Origin of the sequence: Nocardia sp. CA-136227 (genome assembly GCF_050955695.1) — a bacterium.
Classification (GTDB): Bacteria; Actinomycetota; Actinomycetes; order Mycobacteriales; family Mycobacteriaceae; genus Nocardia.
The window spans coordinates 7608097-7631561 of sequence record NZ_CP192081.1 but is presented as its reverse complement, the minus strand read 5'-3'; the positions used below and the strand labels follow the sequence as shown (position 1 = coordinate 7631561).

At 67.1% G+C, this 23465-nt stretch carries 22 protein-coding genes; 11 read left to right on the top strand and 11 right to left on the bottom strand.

Annotated features, from left to right (window positions below; translation table 11 throughout):
* Positions 1-68: 68 nt before the first annotated feature.
* The 3 genes from ACQP06_RS35300 to ACQP06_RS35290 all read right to left on the bottom strand — a co-directional run bounded on the left by ACQP06_RS35300 (position 69) and on the right by ACQP06_RS35290 (position 3747).
* A complete protein-coding gene (locus tag ACQP06_RS35300) occupies positions 69-998 on the bottom strand; it encodes a carbohydrate ABC transporter permease (RefSeq protein WP_433669488.1) in 930 nt (309 codons plus the stop codon).
* A gap of 252 nt (positions 999-1250) precedes the next feature.
* Entirely contained in the window at positions 1251-2156 is a 906-nt protein-coding gene (locus tag ACQP06_RS35295; protein ID WP_433669486.1) for an Ig-like domain-containing protein, read from the bottom strand.
* A 295-nt stretch (positions 2157-2451) separates the two neighbouring features.
* A complete protein-coding gene (locus ACQP06_RS35290) occupies positions 2452-3747 on the bottom strand; it encodes a cytochrome P450 (RefSeq protein WP_433669484.1) in 1296 nt (431 codons plus the stop codon).
* Between the two features lie 125 nt (positions 3748-3872).
* Between ACQP06_RS35290 and lppU the strand changes: the two genes are divergently transcribed.
* Entirely contained in the window at positions 3873-4499 is a 627-nt protein-coding gene (gene lppU, locus ACQP06_RS35285) for an LppU family putative lipoprotein (RefSeq protein ID WP_433594799.1), read from the top strand.
* Positions 4500-4602: 103 nt separating this feature from the next.
* On the opposite strand, the gene ACQP06_RS35280 is transcribed toward lppU, so the two are convergent.
* Positions 4603-5265, bottom strand: a complete 663-nt coding sequence (locus ACQP06_RS35280) for a serine protease (RefSeq protein WP_433669482.1) — start codon at positions 5263-5265, stop codon at positions 4603-4605.
* Between the two features lie 499 nt (positions 5266-5764).
* On the opposite strand from ACQP06_RS35280, the gene ACQP06_RS35275 reads away from it, so the two are divergent.
* Genes ACQP06_RS35275 through ACQP06_RS35235 form a run of 9 tightly spaced genes read left to right on the top strand, consistent with a single transcriptional unit; the run spans position 5765 to position 15270 of the window.
* Positions 5765-6583, top strand: a complete 819-nt coding sequence (locus ACQP06_RS35275; RefSeq protein ID WP_357088587.1) for an MlaE family ABC transporter permease — start codon at positions 5765-5767, stop codon at positions 6581-6583.
* A 3-nt stretch (positions 6584-6586) separates the two neighbouring features.
* Positions 6587-7450: an ABC transporter permease gene (locus tag ACQP06_RS35270; protein WP_433669480.1), complete on the top strand. Its 864-nt coding sequence runs from the start codon at positions 6587-6589 to the stop codon at positions 7448-7450.
* Positions 7451-7462: 12 nt separating this feature from the next.
* Entirely contained in the window at positions 7463-8920 is a 1458-nt protein-coding gene (locus tag ACQP06_RS35265; protein WP_433669478.1) for an MCE family protein, read from the top strand.
* Positions 8917-9960, top strand: a complete 1044-nt coding sequence (locus ACQP06_RS35260; protein WP_433669477.1) for an MCE family protein — start codon at positions 8917-8919, stop codon at positions 9958-9960. The genes ACQP06_RS35265 and ACQP06_RS35260 overlap by 4 nt, the downstream gene beginning before the upstream one ends.
* Entirely contained in the window at positions 9960-10955 is a 996-nt protein-coding gene (locus tag ACQP06_RS35255) for an MCE family protein (RefSeq protein WP_433673528.1), read from the top strand. The genes ACQP06_RS35260 and ACQP06_RS35255 overlap by 1 nt, the downstream gene beginning before the upstream one ends.
* Positions 10952-12043, top strand: coding sequence for an MCE family protein (locus tag ACQP06_RS35250; protein WP_433669475.1), 1092 nt, complete (start codon positions 10952-10954; stop codon positions 12041-12043). The genes ACQP06_RS35255 and ACQP06_RS35250 overlap by 4 nt, the downstream gene beginning before the upstream one ends.
* Positions 12040-13161: an MCE family protein gene (locus ACQP06_RS35245; RefSeq protein ID WP_433669474.1), complete on the top strand. Its 1122-nt coding sequence runs from the start codon at positions 12040-12042 to the stop codon at positions 13159-13161. Before ACQP06_RS35250 ends, ACQP06_RS35245 begins: the two co-directional genes overlap by 4 nt.
* Entirely contained in the window at positions 13158-14330 is a 1173-nt protein-coding gene (locus tag ACQP06_RS35240) for an MlaD family protein (protein WP_433669472.1), read from the top strand. The genes ACQP06_RS35245 and ACQP06_RS35240 overlap by 4 nt, the downstream gene beginning before the upstream one ends.
* A 52-nt stretch (positions 14331-14382) precedes the next feature.
* The gene (locus tag ACQP06_RS35235) at positions 14383-15270 is read left to right on the top strand and encodes a hypothetical protein (RefSeq protein WP_433669471.1); all 888 of its coding nucleotides are present in this window, start codon (positions 14383-14385) and stop codon (positions 15268-15270) included.
* A gap of 123 nt (positions 15271-15393) precedes the next feature.
* On the opposite strand, the gene ACQP06_RS35230 is transcribed toward ACQP06_RS35235, so the two are convergent.
* The 6 genes from ACQP06_RS35230 to ACQP06_RS35205 all read right to left on the bottom strand — a co-directional run bounded on the left by ACQP06_RS35230 (position 15394) and on the right by ACQP06_RS35205 (position 21129).
* Entirely contained in the window at positions 15394-16044 is a 651-nt protein-coding gene (locus ACQP06_RS35230; RefSeq protein ID WP_433669470.1) for a ribonuclease H family protein, read from the bottom strand.
* Positions 16045-16054: 10 nt separating this feature from the next.
* Positions 16055-16555 (bottom strand): SRPBCC family protein, encoded by a 501-nt coding sequence (locus ACQP06_RS35225; protein ID WP_433669469.1) that lies wholly within the window; start codon positions 16553-16555, stop codon positions 16055-16057.
* A 51-nt stretch (positions 16556-16606) separates the two neighbouring features.
* Complete coding sequence (gene lhgO, locus ACQP06_RS35220; RefSeq protein WP_433669467.1) at positions 16607-17800, bottom strand: L-2-hydroxyglutarate oxidase; 1194 nt, start codon at positions 17798-17800, stop codon at positions 16607-16609.
* Between the two features lie 10 nt (positions 17801-17810).
* The gene (locus tag ACQP06_RS35215) at positions 17811-18512 is read right to left on the bottom strand and encodes a hypothetical protein (protein ID WP_433669465.1); all 702 of its coding nucleotides are present in this window, start codon (positions 18510-18512) and stop codon (positions 17811-17813) included.
* 381 nt (positions 18513-18893) lie between these two features.
* Entirely contained in the window at positions 18894-19685 is a 792-nt protein-coding gene (locus ACQP06_RS35210; RefSeq protein WP_433669464.1) for a TIGR03084 family metal-binding protein, read from the bottom strand.
* An 88-nt stretch (positions 19686-19773) separates the two neighbouring features.
* Positions 19774-21129: a hypothetical protein gene (locus tag ACQP06_RS35205; protein ID WP_433669462.1), complete on the bottom strand. Its 1356-nt coding sequence runs from the start codon at positions 21127-21129 to the stop codon at positions 19774-19776.
* 227 nt (positions 21130-21356) lie between these two features.
* Here ACQP06_RS35205 and ACQP06_RS35200 point away from each other — a divergent pair, with 227 nt between their 5' ends.
* Positions 21357-22433 carry a metallophosphoesterase gene (locus tag ACQP06_RS35200; RefSeq protein ID WP_433669460.1) on the top strand — a complete coding sequence of 359 codons (1077 nt, stop codon included), beginning with the start codon at positions 21357-21359 and terminating at the stop codon, positions 22431-22433.
* A gap of 22 nt (positions 22434-22455) precedes the next feature.
* On the opposite strand, the gene ACQP06_RS35195 is transcribed toward ACQP06_RS35200, so the two are convergent.
* The gene (locus ACQP06_RS35195) at positions 22456-23463 is read right to left on the bottom strand and encodes a zinc-binding dehydrogenase (RefSeq protein ID WP_433669458.1); all 1008 of its coding nucleotides are present in this window, start codon (positions 23461-23463) and stop codon (positions 22456-22458) included.
* Between the last annotated feature and the right edge of the window lie 2 nt (positions 23464-23465).

Below are 23465 nucleotides of genomic sequence, written 5' to 3'. Positions count from 1 at the left end.
GGCGGCGTAGCCGAACACCTTGGCCCACAACTCCCGATCGTTGAACGCGCGCAGTAGGTTCAGCCGCTTCACTTCTCGTCCCCTCGGTCCATGACGCGCACCTGGATCAATGTCACGATCAGCAGCACCAGGAACATGATGGTGGCCACGGCCGCGCCGTAGCCCGCCCGCTGGTTCACCCAGGATTCGCGATAGACCTGGTAGATCATGGTGGTGGTGCCGGTGCCGATGGGCCCGCCGCGCGTCATCACATTGATGAGGTCGAAGACCTGCAGCGAGTTGAGCAGCACCGTGATCGACAGGAAGTAGGTGGTGGGCCGCAGCTGCGGCAGCAACACCCGGGTGAAAGTGGTCCAGCGGCTCGCGCCGTCGATCTCGGCGGCCTCCATCAGGTCGGCCCGAACGCCTTGCAGCGCCGCCAGATAGATGACGAAGCTGTAGCCCAGGTTCTTCCAGATGTAGGTGACCGTGATCATGAACAGCGCCCAGTGCGGGTCCTGCGCGAAGTCGGGTGAGTGGATTCCCATCCGCTGCAGCAGGTCCGGGATCAGGCCGAAGCCGGGGTCGAAGATGAACTGGAAGCCCACGCCGATGGCAGCGCCGGAGATCACGTACGGCGCGAAGATGGCGGATCGAACCACATTGCGCCCGACCAGTTTGCGGTCCAGCAGCAGCGCGAGGGCCAGGCCCAGGATCATGCTGCCGAGCACCGCGGCGACGGTGAACACGACGGTATTGCCGACGATCTGCCAGGTGTCGTCGCGCCCGAACCATTCGGTGTAGTTGTCGAATCCGACCCAGTTCAGGGTGGTCGCGGAGATGTTCCAGTCGGTGAAGGACAGACGCACGTTGTCGATCAGCGGCCGATAGACGAACAGCCCCAACAGGATCAGGTTGGGCGCGACCAGGACGGTGAAGAGCGCGTAGTCCCGCCAGGGTCTGCTTCGCCACCCGCGCCCGGGGGGCGTCGGGAGTACTCGTTCGGGCCAAGATCGCACCCGCGCAGCTTTACGGCCTATGGCAACTGTCTGGTTAATTCCGGATGGTAGCTCGCTGAACTGTCGGTCGTTCTCCGCCACCGACTGTTCACCGCTCACACCATCTAGGGGCGCGGACATGGGGCGAATCGTACGACCGCCCAAGATGTTTCGAGACCAAAACCGAATGAACGGTTAGCCAACAGAAAACAAGCGAGGGTCCCGCTCCGATCGAGCGGGACCCTCGCTGCGAGTTGGCGGCTCAGTGCCGCATCAGTTCCAATCGCCCCAGCCGTCGCCCGTGTTCAGGGTGCCGCCGGCGGTGTTCTGCACGATGACCGGGTCGCCCTTCTGCACGTTCTCCTGGAACCACTTGGCGTCCTCGGTGGAGACGTTCAGGCAGCCGTGCGAGGCGTTGGAAACGCCCTGCTGCGCCACGCTCCACGGGGCGGCATGCACGAAGATGCCGCTGTTGGACATGCGGGTCGCGTATTCGACCTCGAGCTTGTAGCCCTCGGCCGCGGTGGTCGGCACGCCGTAGGTGGACGAGTCCATGATCATCTTGCGGTTCTTCTCGCTGACGATGTAGGTCCCGTTCGGGGTCTCGTGACCCTTCTTGCCCATGGAGGTCGGCATGGTCTTCACGACCTCGCCATTGCGGGTCACGGTGATCATGTGGGTGGTGTCGTCGGCGGTGGTGATGAACTCGTCGCCGACCGTGTAGGCCACGTCGGTGCCGCCGGCCTGCACGGTCACCTTGGAGCCGGAGGGCCAGAAGTTCTCGGGCCGCCAGCGGACCTGCTTATCGCCCATCCAGTAGAAGTGGCCGTTCACCTTGTTGGTGGAGGTGATGCGGATCGACTTCTCGGCGGCGGCGTGGTCGCCGACCGGGTCCTTGAAGTTGATGATGATCGGCATGGCCACGCCGACCACGTCACCGTCGCCGGGGCTGACGTTCGGGGCCGCGAAGTTGGCGGGCGGAATCGGCGCCTTGGCGTTCGGGTCGGTCGGCAGCGAGCCCGGCTCGGGCTGCGGCATGACCGCGGAGGGGGTGCCCGGAACGTCCGGACCGCCCGGCCATAGCGGAGTCGCTGAGGCGGGTGCTGCCACCACTGCTCCGGTTGCCGCGATGGCGGCAAGGGCGATCAGTCCCGTCTTTCGATACCGGGTATGGCGCACAGCTTGGTCCTCTCAGATCTTTGTTCTTCACGCAGAACGCGGGCGCACTTCACCCGCAGTAGTCCCAACCCCGCGTCCATTACTACAGCGATCTTTCGAGTGCGCCAACCGCGTTCTGCTAGTTATCCGTACCGACTGCTAGGTGTGTGCCCGATCACAACACTGTGGGTCGGTTCCTCGGTGGGCGTGTATGCGCCGATGGCGGCGGCGATTCACCGAAAGTGACACCGGTACGGCCGCTTTCGGAGTGATCGCTTCCCAAAACCTACTTGTGATCGAGATCACCGACGTCGCTTCACGACTCGACGATGTCGAACGTGATGGCGCGCCGCGGTCCGACCGTGATGGTGTGCGGCACCGACATCGGCGCACCCCCGCGCGCGAACCGTGGTGAGAGCCGCATCCGCACCCCGCTCAGCACGGTTGCCAGCACGATGCGCAGCTCGTAATCGGCCAGGGTGGCGCCGATACAGCGCCGGTGACCGCCCCCGAACGGCGCGTATTCGAACGGGCCGTATTTGCGCTCGAGGAACCGTTCGGGCCGAAAACGCCGCGGCTCCGGCCACACCGCGGGATCGGTGTGCAGCAGGTGCACCGACACCCCCATGGTGTCCCCCGCCACCAGCGGCTTGCCGAGCAGCGTGAAATCGCCGGTGAGCCTGCGCAATACGATCGGCACCGGTGGATGCAGCCGCAGCGTCTCCTGGCAGACCGCGTCCAGGTAGGGCAGCTTCATCAGCTCGGCCGGATCGGGATCGGTTCCGGCAGCGGATAATTCGGCGCGCAGCCGGGCCAGCGTGTCCGGTTCCCGGTGCAGCCGGTACAGCGCCCACACCAGTGCGGTGGCGGTGGTTTCATGCCCGGCGACCAGCAGCGTGCGCAACTGCTCGCGCAGGTCGGCGTCGGTGATGGCGTCGCCGTCCTCGTAGCGCGTATCGAGCAGCAGCGCCAGCAGATCCGTGCCGCCGCCGTGCGCGCGCCGCCGCGTCACCTCGGCGTCGATGAGTTCGTCGATCCGGTCCCGCGCGGCGGCGAACCGCTCCCAGCCGGTCAGCCCGAACATGTTGCGCCGCAAGCCGGGAACCAGGAACAGCGTGCTGCCGAAGGATTCCAGGAAGGCGGTGGTGGCGGCGGTGTACTCGGCGCGCCGTGCGGGCTCGTCGATGCCGAACACGGCCGCCAGGATCACCCGCAGCGTGAGCGCCCGGGCCGCCGCGCGGGCGTCGACGCGGGTGCCCGGCCGCCACGGTGTCCCGGTGCGCTCGCCGTCCAGTTCGGCACGGGTGGCGTCGCGAATGGCGTTGCCGTAGGCGCTGATTCGATTGCGGTGGAAGGCGGGCGCGAGCAGGGCGCGCTCGCGCCGGTGCCGCTCGGCGCGGGCCAGGATGAGCGAGGCCGCGCCGACCATCGGCTCGATCGGATTGGGCAGCGGCGGTTCCAGCAGATCCGTGGGCGCGCGGAACAGTTCCCGCGCACCCGCGGCGGTGCCGGTGAAGAGCACCGAACCGAGCGTGGGCATGCGCACCCGGAAGGGATCGCCGTCGCGGGCCCGCCGCCAGGTGACGTACCGCTCCAGGATGTCGGCGCTCATGGCTTCCTATACGGGTGCCCGGATGAAATGGTTCGCGGCCTTGATTCGATCTTCTGGGTGCCCGTGGTGTACTCATGGGCGCACAACTCAAACCTGTTTGTTTCGAAATATAGGACTCGCCCGTGTTGCGTCAGCAGCTTTCCGTCCGGATCGTCGTGCCCGCGATCTCCGCCGTCGCCGCCCTGCTGCTCGCCGGCTGTGGGAGCACCGTCACCGGCCATCCGACGGCCGCCCCCGGCGATATCGTGCTCCCGACCACGACCAAGACCCCGGGGAACACCCCCACCAAGCCCGGTAAGCCCGGTGCGCCCACCACCACGCCGCGCGCGGATCGCGGTGGCAAGACCGACTTCCACGCCTCGATCGGCGACTGCGTGAAGCTGGGCGGCACCACCGAGAACGCCACCATCGACAAGGCGGTGTGCGGCAGCCAGGACTCCAATTACAAGGTGACCGGCAAGGCTCCGAAGAATGCCCAGTGCGGCAAGGACTCCGACCAGGTCTACTACGAGACCCTCAACGGTTCCGAGACCGGCGCGCTCTGCCTGACCATCGACTGGGTGGTGGGCGACTGCATGGAGGTCGGCGGTGACACCGCGCACCGCATCCCGTGCACCAGCAAGACGGCCACCGAGGGCGTCAAGGTGGTGTCGATCGTGCAGCACAGCACCAGCGTCGACGACTGCCCGGACGGCGATCAGGGCTACGTCTACGACGATCGCAACTTCGTCGTCTGCGTCAACACGCTCTAGGACCGGGCCGGAACGCTCCGGGACCGGTACGACGGAAAGCGGCGGTGATTCTCGAATCACCGCCGCTTTCGGCATTTCTCGGCTCGGATGACCGAGGGCCGGGTCAGACGGGCCGGTAGCCCGCGCCGACGCCGCCCCGTCCGTTGACGTCATCCATGATCGCGCTCATGTTGGTGCCGACCTCCGGGCCGAAGCAGGCCACCGCCAGGTAGGCGTTGACCATGCCGACCAGGGTGGTGCCGACGACGACCGGCGCGCCGGAATCGCCCTCGACGACGCACATCTGGCTCCAGGTCTCGACATTGGTGTCGAAGACGTCGCCCCACGCCACGCCGCAGGTGTTGCCGGTGGTCCGGCCCTCCTTGCAGACGATGGCGGGGAAGGTCGCCGGGCCGCCCATGCCGGTGATGGTGACGCCGCCGATCCGGTTGACCGGGATGACCCGGTTCGGATCGAACTGGATGACGGCGTAGTCCAGATCGTGGTTGGAGTACACGAACTGGCCGATCTGCCCTGCGGCCCGGTCCTTCTCGGCCCAGACCTTGGAGCCCGCGTCGCCACAGTGACCGGCGGTGAGGCCGACCAGGCGACCTGCTCCGTCGTAACCGATCGTGGTGACGGTGCATTCGTATTGATCGTCGATGATGATCCCGGAGCCGCCGCCGATGACGGCGCCTCCATCGGCGTGAGCGGCTCCGGCGCCGGTGAGCACGGTGCCGATAGCGACGGCGAACACGCCGGTCGCCCCGGCCAGTTTGTTGATCATGTCCCTCCAGGTGTCGGAAGCCGCACGAATCGCAACCTGCGGTTACACATCCTGTCAGTATTCGGGCCCGGTTGGCGGTTGTACCGCCTTGTGTTGCCGAGCCGTGTCCTGCTGGGCTTCGCGGCACTTACCTAGTTGGATGGGGATATCGGCCCAATGCACAATGGCTATCGAATTCCGATAAATTTGGTCCTACAAATTGATACCGGTAGGTGTTCACATCTTCCGGCAGTTAGTCGAAAACTAGAACAAGTTCTAGATATCTGCCAGGTTCTTTTGCACGAAAACCAACTCTGATGTGGCTGTTCACAGCCATAGCGTGAATGTGATCCGGCTCTATGATCGGAACCACAATCGGTGGTGTGTTTTTCCTAACTCCGTAGTAGGGTGCGTCAAGCAAACAGTCGCCGGAGGCGGGTAACTCCGGCGTCGAGAGGGGTAGTCAGTGCAGTCGACCACGATCCCGGGGGGACCGGGGAGTCCACCGCCGGCGTCACGGATGAATACGGCAGTGGATTGGGCCAAGGGGTACTGGCGGGACCATCCGAAACGGTCGCTGGAAACCGGCGGCCGCATGATGGTGATGGGTGTCGCGGCGGTCACCGAGCTCTTCGTGGCCATCTTCCGCCGACGTTTCCCCTACGGTGAGTTCGTCCGGCAGTGCGCCTTCATGGCTAATGTCGCCGCCGCTCCCACCCTGTTGGTCGCCATTCCGATCGGCGTCATCGTCTCGATCCAGGTGGGTTCGGTTGCCGGACAGGTCGGTGCGACCTCGTTCATCGGTGCGGCCAACGGACTGGGCATCATTCAGCAGGGCGCGCCGCTGGTCACCTCGCTCATGATCGCCGGCGCGGTCGGTTCGGCCATCTGCGCCGACCTCGGCTCGCGGACCATCCGCGAGGAGATCGACGCCATGAAGGTGATGGGCGTCGACCCCATGCGGCGGCTGGTGGCCCCCCGCCTCGGCGCGGCCATGCTGGTCTCCGTACTGCTCTGCGGCTTCGTGGTTTTCGTCGGCTTCCTGACCGGCTACGTCTTCAATATCTTCGCGCAGAACGGCACGCCGGGCTCCTACATCGGCACCTTCTCGTCCTTCGCCGTCACGGCCGATCTGATTGCCGCCCTGCTGAAGTCGCTCATCTTCGGCCTGCTCGCCGCGATCATCGCCTGCGACTCCGGGCTCAATGCCAAGGGCGGCCCGGGCGGTGTCGCCAACGCGGTGAACACCGCCGTGGTCATGTCGGCGGTCATGCTCTTCGGCGTCAATCTGATCATCACGCAGCTGTACAACTCCTTCTTCCCCCCAGCGATGGTCTGAGCCGTGTCAGCTACTTACGTACCGCCGCTGCTGCGGCCGTTCCAACGGATCAAGGGCGCGGCCGGATGGCCGCGCGACTGGCTGGCCCGCATCGGCCACCAGGTCTTCTTCTTCCTACGCTCGATCGGCTCCATGCCGATGGCGTTCAAGCAGTACCCCAAAGAGGTGTGGCGGCTGCTGTCCGACGTCACCTGGGGCAACGGCAATCTCGTGGTCGGTGGCGGCACCATCGGCGTGGTGCTGATCCTGTCGGCGTTCGGCGGTATGACCGTCGCCATCCAGGGCTACACCTCGCTGAACCTGCTCGGGTTGAGCCCGCTGACCGGCGCCATCTCCGCCTTCGCCACCACGCGTGAGCTCGGACCCATGCTCGCCACGGTCGCTTTCGCGGCGCAGGCGGGCTGCCGGTTCACCGCGCAGCTGGGCGCCATGCGCATCTCCGAGGAGATCGACGCGCTGGAATCGGTTGCCATCCGGCCGCTTCCGTACCTGGTCAGCACTCGCATGATCGCGGCCATGATCGCCATCGTGCCGCTGTACTGCCTGGCGCTGCCGCTGGCCTACATCTCCTGTTCGCTGACCGTGTCCCTGGTGGGCGGTACCGCGACAGGCACTTTCCAGCACTACTTCTATCAGTTCCTGATCCCCCACGATGTGCTGTACTCACTGCTGAAGGCGATCATCTTCGTCGCGATCACCACCTTCATCCAGTGCTACTACGGGTATTTCGCCTCCGGCGGCCCGGAGGGCGTGGGTGTGGCCGCTGGTCGCGCGATCAAGTACTGCATCATCGCGGTCGTCTTCGCCGACCTGTTCATGACCTTGGCGATCTGGGGGGTCAACCCCGGTATCCGGATCTCTGGATAGGGGGCGCACACGATGATCATCGATCCGAGCGGGCGCGGACCGACGATGCGGCAGCTGCTCATCGCCGGAGTCTGCGGCCTCACCGTCATGGCCGTCATCCTGGGATTCCTGATGGCGCGGTACAAGGGCTACTTCGTCGAAAAGGTCAATGTCACCGCGAATCTCACCACCACCGGTGACGGCCTGCCGGCCAACGCGGACGTGAAGTTCCGCGGTGTGCTGGTGGGCGCGGTCAAGGATGTGTCGGTGGCCGCCAAGGGCGAGCTGCAGCAGGTGCACATCGAGATGAAGCCCGAGTACACCTCGGGCATCCCGGCCAATGTCACCGCGCGTGTGGTGCCGTCCAACCTGTTCGCCGTCACCTCGGTCGAACTGGTCTACAACGGAACCGATTCCGCGCACATCAAAGAGGGTTCGCAGATCGCGGAGGACACCTCCAAGGGCACCATCGCCCTGCAGGACACCCTCACCACGGTCCGCAACATCCTCGGCAAGCTGGATCCGGTGCAGCTGGGCCGGGTGCTGGGCACCCTGTCCTACGCCCTCGACGGCAGCGGCCGGATGCCCGGCTCCACCATCGAGCGCGTCGACACCTGGCTCGCCGGGGTGCGCGGGGCGGTCCCGGATGTGGGCGGCTTCCTCGACGACTTCTCCACCTCCTTCCGCGCGCTCAACCAGTCCGCGCCGGAACTGATGGGGGTGCTGCAGGATTCGGTCAAGACCGCGCAGACCATCTCCGACCGCCGGGCCGAGCTGACCGCGCTGCTGGCCGGGACGTCCAACACCATCGACAAGGTGAACGGCCTCTTCGCCCGCAACCCCAATGTCGGTAAGGACGTCACCACCGGCACCAGCGCCCTGTTCGGCGCGCTGTCGGACAACCCGGACGCGATTCCGCAGGCCATCGCGAACCTCAACGACTCGATCCGCAAGCTGAGTTCGAGCTTCCACTGGGGTCCGCAGAACCAGATGATCTGGAACGTGGGCATCACGTTCACGCCCTACAAGCCCTACACCCGCGAGGACTGCCCGCGGTACGGCGAGCTGGCCGCGCCCAGCTGTGGTACCGCGCCGCTCACCTCGGACCCGGGCACGCTGCCGGAATCCATGCGGCCCAGGGCCATCGACGCCGCGGCGGGTCTGCCGATCACCGCGCCGCCGCCGGGCTTCCCGCTGATCCCGGGCGTCACCGTCACCGGTGTGCCCTCGACCCAGCCGGGCGACGCTCCGAAGCCGGGCAACGACCCGCTCGCGGGCACCCCGTTGCAGGGCATGTTCCCGAACCTGGTCCCCGCGGCTCCGGCGAGCCGGCCGGACGCGCCGGCGACCGGCAAGGACATCTCCCTCGCCGGTGACGACGCCATCACCGCGATGCTCGGCCGGCGTCCCACCGCGGCGGAATACCTGCTGCTGAGCCCGATTCTGAAGGATGCGACCGTGCACCTGACGCAGAGCGAGGCCGGCCGATGAGCATTCGCAAACCGCTGATCGGCTTCGGCATCTTCGCGATCGTGTCCGTCCTGGTGACCGCGGTCATCTGGAACACGCTGGCCCGCACGGTGCAGGGTTCCACCAACACCTACTCCGCGACCTTCACCGATGTGCTGGGTCTGCGTCCGGGCGATGACGTCCGGATGGCGGGCGTGCGCGTCGGCAAGGTGAACAAGATCGAACTGGACAGCAAGAACCAGGCCAAGGTGACCTTCATCGTGCAGCGTGATCAGACGCTGTTCGGCGACACCAAGGCGCTGGTCCGCTACCAGAACCTGATCGGTCAGCGGTATGTCGCGCTGACCCCGCCGGTCGCGGGCAAGCCCAAGACCGGTGATCACGTGGCGCTGAAGAACAATGGCGTGATCCCGATCGAGCGCACCGAGCCGTCCTTCGACGTCTCGGGTCTGCTCAACGGTTTCCAGCCGCTGTTCCAGGTGCTGCAGCCGGAGCAGGTGAACAACCTGTCCAACACCTTCATCCTGGCGTTGCAGGGCGACAATGTGTCGCTGAGCGCGTTCATCACCCAGGCCGCCGCGGTGGCCTCGGACTTCGAACGCCGCGACGGGATCCTCTCCGACGTGATCACCAACCTGTCCAGCGTCATGTCCGGCCTGGCCAAGCGCGGCGACGAACTGGAGACGCTGGTCACCCAGACCCGCGCCCTGATCGGCGGCCTGTACGCCCAGGGCCAGTCGCTGCAGGCGTCCACGGTCCAGATCGCCGACGCCACACTGGGTCTGGTCGACATGTTCGGCAAGATCCAGCCCAAGCTGGTGGCGGCGCAGGCCTCCAGCAACGACGCGCTCGCGCTGCTGCTGGCCAACGGTTCCAAGCTGGACCAGGCCGCGGTGGATCTGCCCGGCATCCTCTCCGACGTCGGCAAGTTCACCCAGAACGGCGCCTACGCCAATGCCTATCTCTGCAGCCTCGACGTGTCGCTGTACGGTGTCCTCTTCCCGCGCGGTCTGTTCTCGCAGATCGGCGGCAACTCCCACTCGGCGGTGTGCCGGCCATGATGTCGAAACTCAAGTCCCGCTTCAATTCCAACCGCAATTTCTGGCTCGGCGTGCTCGGCGCCGCGGTGATCGTCGGCTTGCTGATGGGCTCCTCCATCTACAAGTCGGTCGGCATCGGCACCAAGAGCGTCAAGGCAGAGTTCGTGCAGACCGCCGGCATCAAGGTCGGTGACAAGGTGGACGTCTCCGGCGTCCCGGTCGGCACCGTCTCGGCCGCCGAGCTCGAGGGCGACCACGTGCTGATCACCCTGAGCGTCAACGACGATGTGAAGCTCGGCCCGGACGCCAAGGCGTCGATCAAGATGGCGACCCTGCTGGGCGCGCGCTACGTCGACCTCGTCCCGGGTGACGGCAAGGGCCTGAAGGGCAACCGGATCCCCAAGTCCAACACCGTGGTTCCCTACAACCTGGCCGACGTGGTCCAGGAGGGCACGCCGAAGTTCGAGGAGCTCGACACCAAGAAGCTGGCGGACTCGCTCAATCTGATCAATCAGCAGATGGGCGACACCCCCCAGATGACGGTGCAGGCCCTCGACGCCATCGGCGCGCTGGCCAAGACCATGAACAACCGCAAGGACCAGGTCGACCAGCTGCTCAAGGACCTGGACAAGGTCACCAAGATCCTCGGCGACAACCGCAACAGCGTGCTGCTGGTCATCACCCAGGGCGAGGCCATCGCCAACCGGGTGATGGAGCGGCAGGGCCTGCTCAAGAGCCTGCTGGACAATATCGCCACGCTCAGCAAGCAGTTGCAGCAGATCGGCGCGCAGAACGACAACCGGTTCGGTCCGACGCTGACGCAGCTCAACACCATGGCCGAGGGTCTGCAGAAGAACAAGGACAACCTGGACCGGCTGCTGTCGATCATGCCGCCGGCCATCCGGCAGTTCAACAATGCCTTCGGTAACGGCAACTACGGCGAGGTCGCGCTGCCCTGGCTGTTCCCGGACAACTGGTTGTGCTTCGCGCAGGTGAACGAGGGGTGCCACCAATGATGCTGAAACGAATCGCCCAGGCGGCCATGATCGGTGTGGCGGCCGCCGCCGTCGGCTCGTGCTCGCTGGTTCCGCTCGGAGTGAAGGACGCCGCTGGCCAGACCCAGCACTTCACCGCCGACTTCCTCAATATCGCGGGCATGTTCGAGGGCAACCCGATCACCGTGCTCGGCCTCGAGGTGGGCCGGGTCGACAAGATCGTGCCCAAGGGCCAGTACGTCGAGGTCCACATGACCGTGGACAAGGGCGTCGACATCCCGAAGAACGTTCAGGCCGCGCTGGTTTCGCCGTCCATCGTGACCGACCGGCACATCGAGCTCACCCCGCGCTACACCGGCGGTGACAAGCTGCGCGACGGCGCGCACCTGACCACCCAGCAGACCAAGACCCCGGTCGAGCTGGACACCATGATCAAGACCATCGACTCGTTCGCCGCCGCGCTGAAACCCCAAGAGGGACAGGACGGCATCGGCCCGCTCTCGGGCCGGGTGCTCTACCCGATGATGAACGGCAACGGCGAGAAGATGCGCGATGTGCTCAACTCGCTGTCCGGGGCGTTGAAGACGGGCCTGGACAACAAGGACGCCATCTCCACCATCATCATCAAGCTGAACGAGCTGACCACCATGCTCGCCGAGAACGACGATTCGGTGCGCGGGTTCAGCAACAAGATCACCCAGATGACCGGGCTGCTGTCCGAGCAGGCCCCCGGCCTGCGGGCCACCCTCGATCAGCTGAACGGCTTCCTGGCCAACACCAGTGGCGCGTTCTCGCAGTACTCCGATCAGCTCAACGGCACCCTCACCGGGCTCACCGCGGTCACCAAGCAGCTGCGCGACAACGCGGCCGGCGTGACCGAGGTGGTCGACGTGACGCCGCTGCTCATGCAGAACCTGGACCGCTCGGTCAACCGGCAGGGCAACTTCATTCGCCTGCACGGCCTGATCGGCACCGCGCTCTCGGGCGAGCTCATCAGCGTGTTCTGTGAGCGCGTCCAGATGCGGGCGGACGGCTGCCGGACGGGCAAGATGGAGGACTTCGGACCCGACTTCGGTCTGATGGCGGCGGCGCTGGGGATGACCAAATGAGCAATCGAATGTCGGCCCTCCGGGGTGAGCGCACCGGCCGCCGGGCGCGGCGCGCGATCGTGGCGGTCGCGGTCACCGCGACGGCCGTGGTGGCGTCGGGCTGCGGTATCACGGTGGAGAGCCTGCCGTTGCCCAAACCCGGTCCGGGCAGCGATACCTACACGATTCACGCGGCCTTCGACAATGCCCTGAACCTTCCGGATCAGGCCAAGGTCAAGATCGGTGGTTCCGACGTCGGGGTGGTCACCAAGATCACCACGAAGGACTTCAAGGCCAATGTGGACCTGGCCATCCGCAAGGACATCGAATTGCCCCAGGGCAGCACGGCGGAACTGCGGCAGGCCACCCCGCTCGGCGACGTCTTCGTGGCGGTGTCCAAGCCCAAGACCCAGCCCGGCGCGGAGATGCTGAAGGACGGCGCCCGGATCGAGAACACCTCGGCCGGCGCCACCGTCGAAGAGCTGCTGATCTCGGTCTCGTTGCTGTTCAACGGCGGCGGCATCGCCAGCCTGTCCAAGCTGACCTCCGAGATGGACTCCATCGTCGGCGGCCGCGGCGAACAGCTCGGCCATGTGCTGACCCAGATGACCAGTGTGATGGCCAGTCTCAACAAGAACAGCGCGCGCGTCGACAATGTGCTGTCCGGCTTCAGCGCGCTGGCCAACACCATCGAGGCCAACCACCAGCAGCTCGGCCAGGTGGCCGACAGCCTGCCCGGCATGATCGGCGCCATCGCCGAGAACAATCAGGCCATCGGCGATCTGCTCAACAAGATCTCGACGACCAGTGCGGCCCTGGGCGATTACGCGAACACCACCTCGGATTCGCTGGGCAGCCTGCTCGACAACCTGAACCAGCTGATGTCCGCGCTGGCCCGCACCGATCAGACGCTCGGCCCGGCGCTGGACGCCCTGCACGACATCCGGCCCAAGGCCGACGCCTCGTTCAAGGGCGACACGCTGGCGGTCGCGGGCACCCTCACCATGCTCGATGTCGGCCTGCTGACCGACCCGGCCAACAGCAAGTTCCCGGATCTGAAGGATCTCAACGATTTCGGCGGCAGCCTGATCCAGGTCCTGCAGATCATCTACGGCCGGATCAACGGGGGACACCGATGAACTGGGTATCGCGACACAAGAACCTGGTGTCCAATGCCGCGCTGGTGCTGATCCTGCTGGTGGGCGCGTCCTACCTGGCGATCAGCGTGATGCGGGTGAATCCGCTGCGCGAGACCTACACGGTCACGGTCAATCTCGACCGTTCCGGCGGTCTGCAGGCGGGCAATGACGTGACCCTGCGCGGCTTCCGGGTCGGCAAGGTCAACGACATCAAGCTGATCGACAACGGCGCGGCCATCGCGGCCACCGCCGAGATCGACAAGAAGTACTCCATCCCCGCGGACACCGTGGTCGCGGTGGGCGCGCTCTCGGGCGCGGGCGAGCAGTACATCGACTTCCGCCCGAACACCGAGAGCGGTCCGTTCCTGCACAACGGTTCGCTCGTGCAGTTCGATCCGGCCAAGGTCAAGACGCCCACCCCGGTGTGGTCGGTGCTCGACAATGCCAGCGCCCTGATCGCGCAGGTGGATCCGGACAAGTTCAGCGTCATCCTGACCGAGTTGGACACCGCGCTGTCCGGCGGCCCGGACCAGCTGCGCTCGCTGATCAACGCGGTGAGCATCGCCACCAAGGGCCTGGACGATCTGCTCCCGCAGACCACCAATCTGCTCAAGAATTTGCAGGTCATTTCCGGCACCACCGCGCTGGCGCAACCCGACCTGGGTACGCTGACCCGTAATTCGAGTGTGTTGTTCAATCAGTTCAACGACGCGAATGCCGAACTCCAGAAGATCCTGGAGCAGGCCCCCGGCCAGATGCGGGACCTCGGTGCGGTGCTGGACAAGACCGCCGACCCGATGACCAGTCTGGCCACCAACTTCGCGGCCATCACCAGGGCCGCGCAGCTGCGCGCGCCGGCGCTGCGGGCACTGTTCCCGTCGCTGGTGATCGGCACCTCCGCCATGGGTGTGCCCGCGCACGACGGCGAGTTCTACACGATCGTCGATATCTGGCCGCGTGCCTTCTGTGACTACGTCACCAAGAAGGTCCGGCCCGATGTGGCCACCGAGAGCACCTTCCCGAAGTGGGCGGGTTACTGCCAGAACCCGCCGCAGGACCAGCAGATCCGTGGTTCGGCCAACGCACCGCGACCGGACGTGCCCAACAACGGCGCGCTCCCGCCCGCGGGCGCGGATCCGAACGAGCGGACTCTGCCGCCGGTCAAGTAGGGCCTCAACCAACACGGTGCGTCCGCAGCGCACCGGGAAAGTGATCTATCAGATGTCGGACGACGCTGCCCAGGACAAGAAAACCGAAGACGATTCCATCGCCGAGGCCGATAGCCAGGGCAACGCCGAGCAGGTCACCGAGCCGAAGGCGAGCGAGGCCGCTGAGTCGAAGGCGGCTGAGACCGCTGAGCCGAAGGCGAGCGAAGCCGCAGAGACGGTGGCGATGAGCAAGGACGCCGAGCCGAAGGCGAGTGTGGACGCCGAGGCCGCGGCGGGCTCCGAGCCGGCCGCCGATCCGAAGGCGGGCGGCAAGTCCGGCCTGCTGTCCGCGGTGTCGCTGCCGCTGGCCGCGCTCGTCGCGCTCGGTGTGCTGCTGGTCGCGGCCATCGCGGGCGCCGCCGGATTCTGGTGGCAGTCGCATTCGCGCGCACAGCAACTCGCCGACCGCGACGACGCCACCTCGGCGGCCTGCGGTTTCGTGCGCACCCTCACCGCGTACGACGAGAAGTCGCTGCCCGACTTCGCCGCCCGGATGAAGGCGCAGATCGCCGACGGCGGCGAGTTCGCGCAGAGCTTCGAACCGGTCGCCGCCGACCTGCAGGACCTGCTGATCAAGCAGCACGCCAAGGCGACGCTGGGCATGCTGCGCTGCGCCTACGAGTCCGGCGACGCGAACAAGGCGACCATCCTGGTGGACGTGCTCCAAACCGCCAACAACGATCTGCACGCCCAGCCGGTCGTGCTGCCGCTGCCCTCCTACGTCGAGTTGGAGAAGAAGGGCGACAAGTGGCTGGTCACCAAGTACCGCACGGTCTACGGCAACGATGACAGCGCCATCCCGGGTGCGGGTGGCGACAAGCAGGGCGTCCAGCCCTCGGGCCAGGCGACTCCCCCGGCGCAGCCCGCGCCGACGCCCGCGGCTCCCAAGCCCGGCAACTGAGTAGTCCGCCACAGCGCGAAAAGGGCCCGCCCCCGGAGCTTTCCGGGGGCGGGCCCTTCTGGTTCTATCGCGGCGTCATCGTCGCAGGTAGGCGCACCGCAGCAGGGTCCTCGGAGGCTGTTCTCAGAACAGTGTGAGTGCTTCGGTGACAGGCGCTTTGGCCGCGGCGGCCCGGCGGCGCGGGGTGGCGGGTGCGGAATGCGCGGTCGCGCCGATCTTCTCGGCCGGTTCCGCGGGCGGGGTCACCGGCAGCGGCTCGGTCTTGGGTTCCGCGATCGGGATCGGTGCGGTGGGCGGATCGAAGGGCTCCGGCTGACCGGCATCGGAGTCGGTGGTCTGCCCGGTGGCGGCGGCCTGGCGGGCGGCCTGTCCGGCCAGCGTGTCGGCCTGCTCGTTGAAGTAGTTGCCGACGTGGCCGCGTACCCAGCGGAACCGGACCGGGCCGGGGCGGGTGGCGATGGCGCGGTCGATCTGCTGGATCAGTTCGACATTCTTGACCGCCGCGCCGGTCGAGGTCTTCCAGCCGTTGTTGCGCCAGCCGTTGATCCACTCGGAGGCGCATTTGATGGCGTAGAGCGAATCGCTCTCGATGAGTAGGGGTTCGGCGCTCGGATGGGCCCGGACCGCCTCGAGTAGCGCGCGCAGTTCCGCGATCTGATTGGTGCCCGAGGGCCCGCCGCCGCTGGCCGAGCCGCCCGCGTGATTGACCCAGGCCCAGCCGATCGCCCCGCCCGGATTGCGCAGGCATGATCCGTCGGTGCTCACGATGATCATGCGGCCTACCCTACGCGATCCGGCCGACAAGATCGGTGCCGTGGAATTCCTCTATCTCCCTGCGCAATTGCGATTCGGTCTGCCGGACCGTGGCCTGCACCAATGCGGCCAGCGCCGAGGAGAGCAACTTGCCGGTGACGCCGCGTGGCGCCCAGTACTCGGTCTCCGAGGTCAGCACCGCGCGTCCGTACCCGAGCGGGTCGAAGCGCAGGGTGATGACACAGAAGTTGGAGCACGCCGACGCCGGCTTCCCCTTCCGGCGTCGGCGCAGTGTGTACTCGATGACCGCGTTGCGGCGGTAGTCGGTGATCTCACACTCGATCGTGGGATGCCACAGGCCGACGCGCAACGTCGCTGCGAAGACCGCTCCGAGGCCATGGTCGGAATCCCCGACCGGCTCGAAGGCGGCCACGCCGAACGCCCAGTCCGGCACGAACTGATGGTTGTCCGTATATGTGAACGCGACTTCCACCGGTGCGCCGACATCACTCGCGTATTTGAAATGGCCCATAGGCTGCTCCCTGTCCCACGGCTGCCATTAAAAGTACTACAGCAATCCTATTTATTGAACGGAGTCGTCCAATCGATCCACGATGTACTCGGCGATCGGCAGCGCGGAGGTGGCCGCCGGGGACGGTGCGTTGAGCACGTGCACCGAGCGCGGCGTGCGCTCGAGCAGGAAGTCGTGAGCCAGGCTACCGTCGCGCAGCACCGCCTGAGCGCGGATTCCGGCCTCCCGTGGCAACAGGTCGGCGACCGTCAACTCCGGGCAGTACCGGCGGCATTCGGCCAGGTAGCCGCGCTTGAACAGGGAGTTGCGCAGCTCGCGCAGCCCGGTGCCGATATTGGCGGCCGCCACCTTGTGAAAACCGCGGTAGCCCAGGATCTCCCGGGCGTCGCGCAGATTCACGCTCCCCTTCCGGTACCCCTCGCGCGCCAGGCCGAGCACGGCATTGGGCCCGACGGTCAGCGCGCCGTCGATGGTGGGGCTCAGATGCACCCCCAGGAAGGGCAATTCGGGATCCGGGATCGGGTAGATGAGGGTGTTCACCAGATCTTTGCGGTGCGACGGCAGCTGGTAGTACTCGCCGCGGAACGGCACGATGCGCAGATCGATGTCGAGTCGCGCCAGTCGCGCCATCCGGTCGGCCTGCAGGCCCGCGCACACCACCAGCCGCCGGGCCTGCCAGCTGCCGGCCGGACCGGAAATTGTTACCGCTGAGTCTGTTTCGGTGATGGCGGCGATCTCCGCGTTCAGCACGATCTCGCCCCCGGCCGCGCGCACGTCCTCGGCCAGCGCCCGGGTCACCTTGCCGTAGTCGATGATGCCGGTGCTCGCCACGAACAGGGCCCCGACCCCGGTGATCCGCGGCTCCCGCCGCACCAGTTCGGCGGCGTCGAGCAATTCCACCTCGACCCCGTTGGCGACCGACCGCTCATAGAGCGCGAGCATCCGCGCGTGCTCTGCCGCATCGGTGGCCACCAGCAGTTTTCCGCATTCCTCGAACGGAATGTGGTGTGCCGCCGCGAATTCCTTGGTCAGCTCCGCGCCGCGCACGCACAGCCGCGCCTTCAGGCTGCCGGGCTCGTAGTAGATGCCGGAGTGGATGACCCCGCTGTTGTGCCCGGTCTGGTGCAGGCCCAGTTGTCCGGCCTTCTCCACCAGCAGCAGGCTCGCCCCCGGGTGACGCTCGAGAACGCGGTGCGCGGTCGCCACCCCGACGATGCCCCCGCCGATCACGCAGTAGTCGTACACACCGGAAGTCTCACACAGTGACGGTCGCCGAGTCTTCTCCGTGGACGACGTTCGCATCGGTCGCGGCCGGGACCGGATGCCGGGCGATCTGCAGGCCGTAGGTGCCCAGCGCCGGATCCGACAGGGTCAGCGTCACGTCGCCGTGGCTGTCCACATCGGTGCGCAGCCGGGTGTTGGCGGTCGGGTCGGTGGTGATCCCCAGCTGCTGCCCGAGCGGCGAGTTCAGCAGCAGGTCGGCCACGGTGGCGAAGACGTTGGTGTCGAGGGTGAGGGTCACCGTCTCGTGCTGGGCCCCGGCCAGCTGCGCGCCCACATAGGTGGTGCCGAGCCGGAGCTGACCGGCCAGCGGACGCGGCGCCTCGGCCGCGGGAGCGCTGCCCGGGGTGTGGTCCGGATTCCCCTGCGCCACCGCCGGATCCAGCGGATATCCGTTGAAAAGCGAGGTCAGCGTGATCTTCTCGGCGATCGGCGCGCCGAGCTGGACGCCCGGCCGATCGGTGGCGGGGCCGGGCGCGGCGAGCGCCGGGCGTCCGGCCGGTGTGGTGGTCGTGAGTTTGCCGGGCCGCTGGGCCATCTCGTTGGCGATGTACGAGCCCGCCGCGACGGTCAGCCCGATGCTGGCCATGCTGGCGGTGACGATGGCGCTGTAGCGGATCACCTGGGCCGTTCGCCGGGTCGACCGGGCGGCCTGGGTCGCCAATTGATGCGACATGACTGGTGCGTCCTCTCCCTCTCCCCTGGGGCCCCCTGCGCAACGCAGACCCGCACCATTGAAAGTCGTACGCGCGTCCAGATTACGGTGGCGGCGGGTACCACATGCGGTAGGTGAGACCAGGATCACTATCGAGAAAGGTTGGGCATCATCAGGTTTTCGGCAGCGAAAGCCTGGGTAAAAACTTGTTAGCGGCGAGCGCCAACTCGACTGCCATCGAAGAGACCTCCGGCCAACGGCGTCCGGTCGGCACCAGGCACGGCGCACCCAGGCTGGCGCTCGCTCGCTCCCTCTCGGCCGGTCCGGCATCGCCCGGACGGCTGGGAGAAAAGCCCCTGTGGGAATTGGGGATTCTGGTCGGAGGCCGGGATCGACGGCGGGTCAGGCGAACTGGCCCGCCGTTCTGCCGCTTCCGGGCGGACCGGCGAAGGCCTGGGCCAGGCCCAGCCATTCCAACGCCTCCTCGCCCCGTACCTCGAGCGCGAGATCGTCGAGGTGGCGACGCTGGGTGACCGCCAGGCAGAAATCCAGGGCGGGCCCGCTGACCCGCTGCGCGGCATCCTCCGGTCCCCAGGTCCACGGCGTCCCGTCGGGAGCGGCCAGCTCGATCCGGAACTCCTCGCCGGGCTCGGCCTTGCCGTGCGTCAGGTACGCGAAGTTCCGGGTCCGGACGCCGATGTGCGCGATGTGCCGCAGCCGCGCGGTGGGCTCCCGGGTGAGGCCGAGCGTGTCGGCCACGTCCTGGCCGTGCGCCCAGGTCTCCATCAGGCGGGCGGTGACCATGGAGGCCGGGCTCATGGGCGGGCCGAACCAGGGCAGCTTGGTGCCGGCCGGGACCGTGCGCAGCGCCTCCACCAGGGCGGCACGGTCGCGACGCCAGTCGGCGAGCAGTTGCGGCGCAGGGGTTTTCGCCCCCTCCTCGGCGGCCTCGTCCACGAAGGTGAGGGCCTTCGGCAGCGCGGCCTGGACCAGCCTGTCGAATTCGGCCGCATCGGTGGCCGCGACGGCGGCGACCTGATCGGTCCAGTTCAGGTGGGCGATCTGGTGCGCGATGGTCCACCCGGCGGCGGGGGTGTCGCGCTCCCAGCCGGTCGGATCCAGGTCCGCGATCAGCCGATCGAGATCGGCGCATTCGGCGGTGAAGTCGGCGAGCAATGCCTCGAGATCGGCCACGGGGTCAGCATCCCAGCCGTCCCGGAAAAATGCAAGCATGCGTGCTTGATTTTTGAGGGCAGCCTGAGAGTTGCTCCGAAAGGGTCGTCTACCAGCCGAAAAGGATCAGATGCACGGCCCCGACCACCAGGCCCAGGGCGGCGCCGTGGAGATACAGCAGCCAGGCGTCCTGTTCGACGGAGGCGTAGAACATCTCCATGAATTCGCCGGGCGTGAGCTGCTGCAGCTTGCGGGCCGCGAACTCGTCGATCTTCTTGGCCTGCGCGGCCGCGAACTCCGGATCGTCGGCCAGGCTCGGGGCCAGCCCCACCGCGGCGGTGGTCGCGCCGATCTTCAGATTGTCGAACTGCCGCTTGCCGAACACGGTCCGCACCACCGAGTGTGTGGGCCCGAGCTGGCGGTGGATCTCCGTGGCGATGAGCCGTTCGAGCAGCTGCCGGGTCTTGTCACCGTTCGGGCCGCTGAGCAGTTCGCCCGCGAGGTTCGGCAGGGTCAGCACCTGGTAGGCGAGGATGTGGGCCAGATCGGCGGCGGCCTCGGGCTGCCGCTTGGCCAGCAGCGCCTGCTTCCACAGGTACTTGTACCAGGGCTGGGGATCGCCCGGCTCGAACACCATCTTGACGGCGATGACATTGACCAGCACGCCGATGGTCGCGGTCGCGGACAGGATGATCAGCCACGGCGGGATCCAGCCCAGCACCGGAATGCTCTGGTGCACATGCATGTACAGCGCCAGCAGCAGGCCGAACGGCGCGCCCAGCAGGCCGATGCGGACCATGAACTTGAGTTCCGGCGCGGCGATGGTGGTGGTCAGGTCCTTGAGGATCTCCGGGTTCTCCCGCAGATACCGGATGACGAAGTCCTTGATGTCGATCAGCTGGTCGACATTGTCGCCGAGCTGGTCGAAGGCGGTCCGGGCCAGCGACGGCAGTTCGCGTTCGATGCGCTGGTAGAGCACATTGCGCACGGACTTGGGCACCGCGCCCCACAGGTCCGGGTTCTCCTTGCTCATGATCTCGTCGACCATGCCCGGCACCTGTTTGCGGCCCACCTCGGCGATGTAGTCGGCGATGCCCTCGAGGTCGAGTTCGCGAATGAAGTCCTTGGGACTGCCGATCCGCATGATGGCCACGTCCACGCAGATGCTGGCCATCTTCTCGGCGCGCGCGGGGATGAATCCTTGGAAGCCGAGCTGCCTGCCGTCGCCGGAGAAGGTGGGCAGCACCTGGACGCGGCGCGGCAGGTAGGGGTAGAGGATCTCGAGGCCGGGCACCCGGAAACCCTTGAAGTAGACCGGCCAGAACAACATCAGCACGCCGGTCCAGTTGGTGAGCCAGCCGGCGATGGCGCTGAAGATGGGGAAGCTGATCAGATCGACCACGAGTTTGGACTGGCCCGTCAGTTGTTCCCAATCCAGGAACAGGCCCGAGGCCAGTGTCGTCATTGCGGGGTCCCCCTACGGCCGAGCTCGTGGTGAGAAATCAGATCCCCAACACTCTCATCGGGTCGAGTCGCTGTCAAAAGGTCCTGGCCTGGACGAACGTGTCGTGTCGCGCCGGTGTGGGCGGGGTCATGGCGACGTACTCTGCGGCGGGTCCGGGAGTTCGGAATACTGGTCAACTGACCAGGGTGGCAGCCAGGGAGTTCAGGGTGACAGGCAGGGAGCAGAGCATGACCGTCGATCGTCGGGCCTTCATCGGGGGCACCGCCGCCGCGGCAGTGGGCGGCGCCGCGGCGCTGACCGTGGGCGCGGCGCCCGCCCATGCCGAGAACGCCCCGCCCGTCGGCAAATTCGCCTTCCCCGACGCGCAGCGGCTGCGCGTGCTCGTCACCGGCGACGCGGGCACCGGCGCGCGCCCGCAGTGGCAGGTCGCCGACGCCATGCGCGAACAGCATGCGCGCGACCCGTTCTCGCTCGCCCTCGCCCTCGGCGACAATGTCTACGAGCAGGGCCCGTGGGCCGACGACGACGCCCAGTTCGCGGCCAAGTTCGAGAACCCCAACCACGACCTCGACTTCCCCTGGCTCATGGTGCAGGGCAATCACGACAACTCCTCGATCCTGCCCGGCGACGGCGGCTGGCTGCTACGCGGCGATCACGAGGTCGCCTATCACGCCCGCTCGGCTCGCTGGTTCATGCCGTCGCGCTACTACTCGGTGCGGGTTCCGCAGGAGAACCCGGTCGTCGAGTTCTTCGTGCTCGACCTGAACCCCGTCGCCGCCTACCTGCCCCCGCTCTTCCAGCCGTACTGGGCGGCCGACGGCCAGTTCATGACCGAGCAGGCGGCCTGGCTGGACCGCGCCCTCGACGAATCCCCCGCGCCCTGGAAGATCGCCTGCACCCACCACCCGTACCGCAACAACGGGCCGCACGGGAACGCTGGTGAATACGACGGATTGACCATCGACCCGATCGACGGCCGCCACGCGCGGGAGTTCTTCGAGGCGCACGTGGTCGGCCGCTGCCAGTTCCTGCTCTCGGGTCACGACCATTCGCTGCAGGTGCTCGAACCCACCATGGCGTCGAAGGGCACCCGGCAGATCATCTCCGGCGCGGCCGCGAAATCCGTGCACGGCGAACCGTCCTCGGGCGGCAAGAGCGGCCCCAACGGCGCGCTGTACGAGAACTACAACGATCTGGGTTTCATGGTCCTGGACCTGACCCCCTCATCCGCGGACCTGGGGGTCTACACCGTCGACCTCTCGAACGGCCGGTCCGCCAACGTCTTCCAACGTCGGCTGGGTTGACCGGGAAAGACCCTCGCGCCGCCTACGGCTTCAGGACGATCCGGATCGGGTTGCCTTCCTTGGCCTCCAGGGCGTGCACGGCCTTGGGGGCGTCGGCGAGCGGCACCACGGCGCTCACCGAGCGCGCGAAGTCGATTCGTTGCAGCCCTTGGAGTTTCACCAGCTGGGTGACGTGCTCCGGCGCGGACCCGTAGTGTCCGCGCAGCTGCTGCTGGAAGAAGCTGAACGCGGTGCCGCCGGTGATGGTGATCGGCTTGTCGGTGAGCCCGACCAGCACCAGGCGGCCCTGCGGCGCGAGGCAGGTGACCGCCTGTTCGCGCACCGGCGCCACGCCCGCGAAGTCGAAGGCCGCGGCCAGACCGGTGCCGCTGGCCTGGAAGATCTTGGCGCGCAGGTCCGGATCGGCCGGATCGAAGGCGAGATCCGCGCCGAAGGACAGCGCGCGTTCGCGGGCGGCCGGCAGCGGATCCACCGCGATGATGGGTGCGGCTCCGACCAGGCGCAGCAGCTGGATCCCGTGCGCGCCGAGCCCGCCGACGCCCCAGACGCCCACGGCTTCACCGGCTTTCACCTCGGCGGTGGCGGTGATGGCCGCCCACGGCGTGGACACCGCGTCGGGGATGAAGCAGGCCTGTTCGAAGGGCAGTTCGTCGGGAATCGGGACCAGGGTGTCGACGCGGGCCAGGGTGTATTCGGCCCAGCCGCCGTCGTAGTCGACGCCGCGGGTGAAGGTGGCGCCGCCGCGCAGTTCGCCCGCCTGCAGCAGGACTCGATCGCCGACCTTGGCGGTGGTGACGCCCGGTCCGAGGGTGTGGACGGTGCCCGCGACCTCGTGGCCCAGGGTCACCACGTCGCCGCGCAGGAACAGCGGGGTCAGGGTGCCGTCGATGAGGTGCACGTCGGACAGGCATACGCCGGCGGCCTCGACCTTGATCAGGACGTGGTCCGGGCCGGGTTCCGGGATCGGCACCCGGTCCAGTTCGAGTCGGCGTTCGGGTCCCAGATGGAGTCGTGCGGCCAGCATCGTCATCG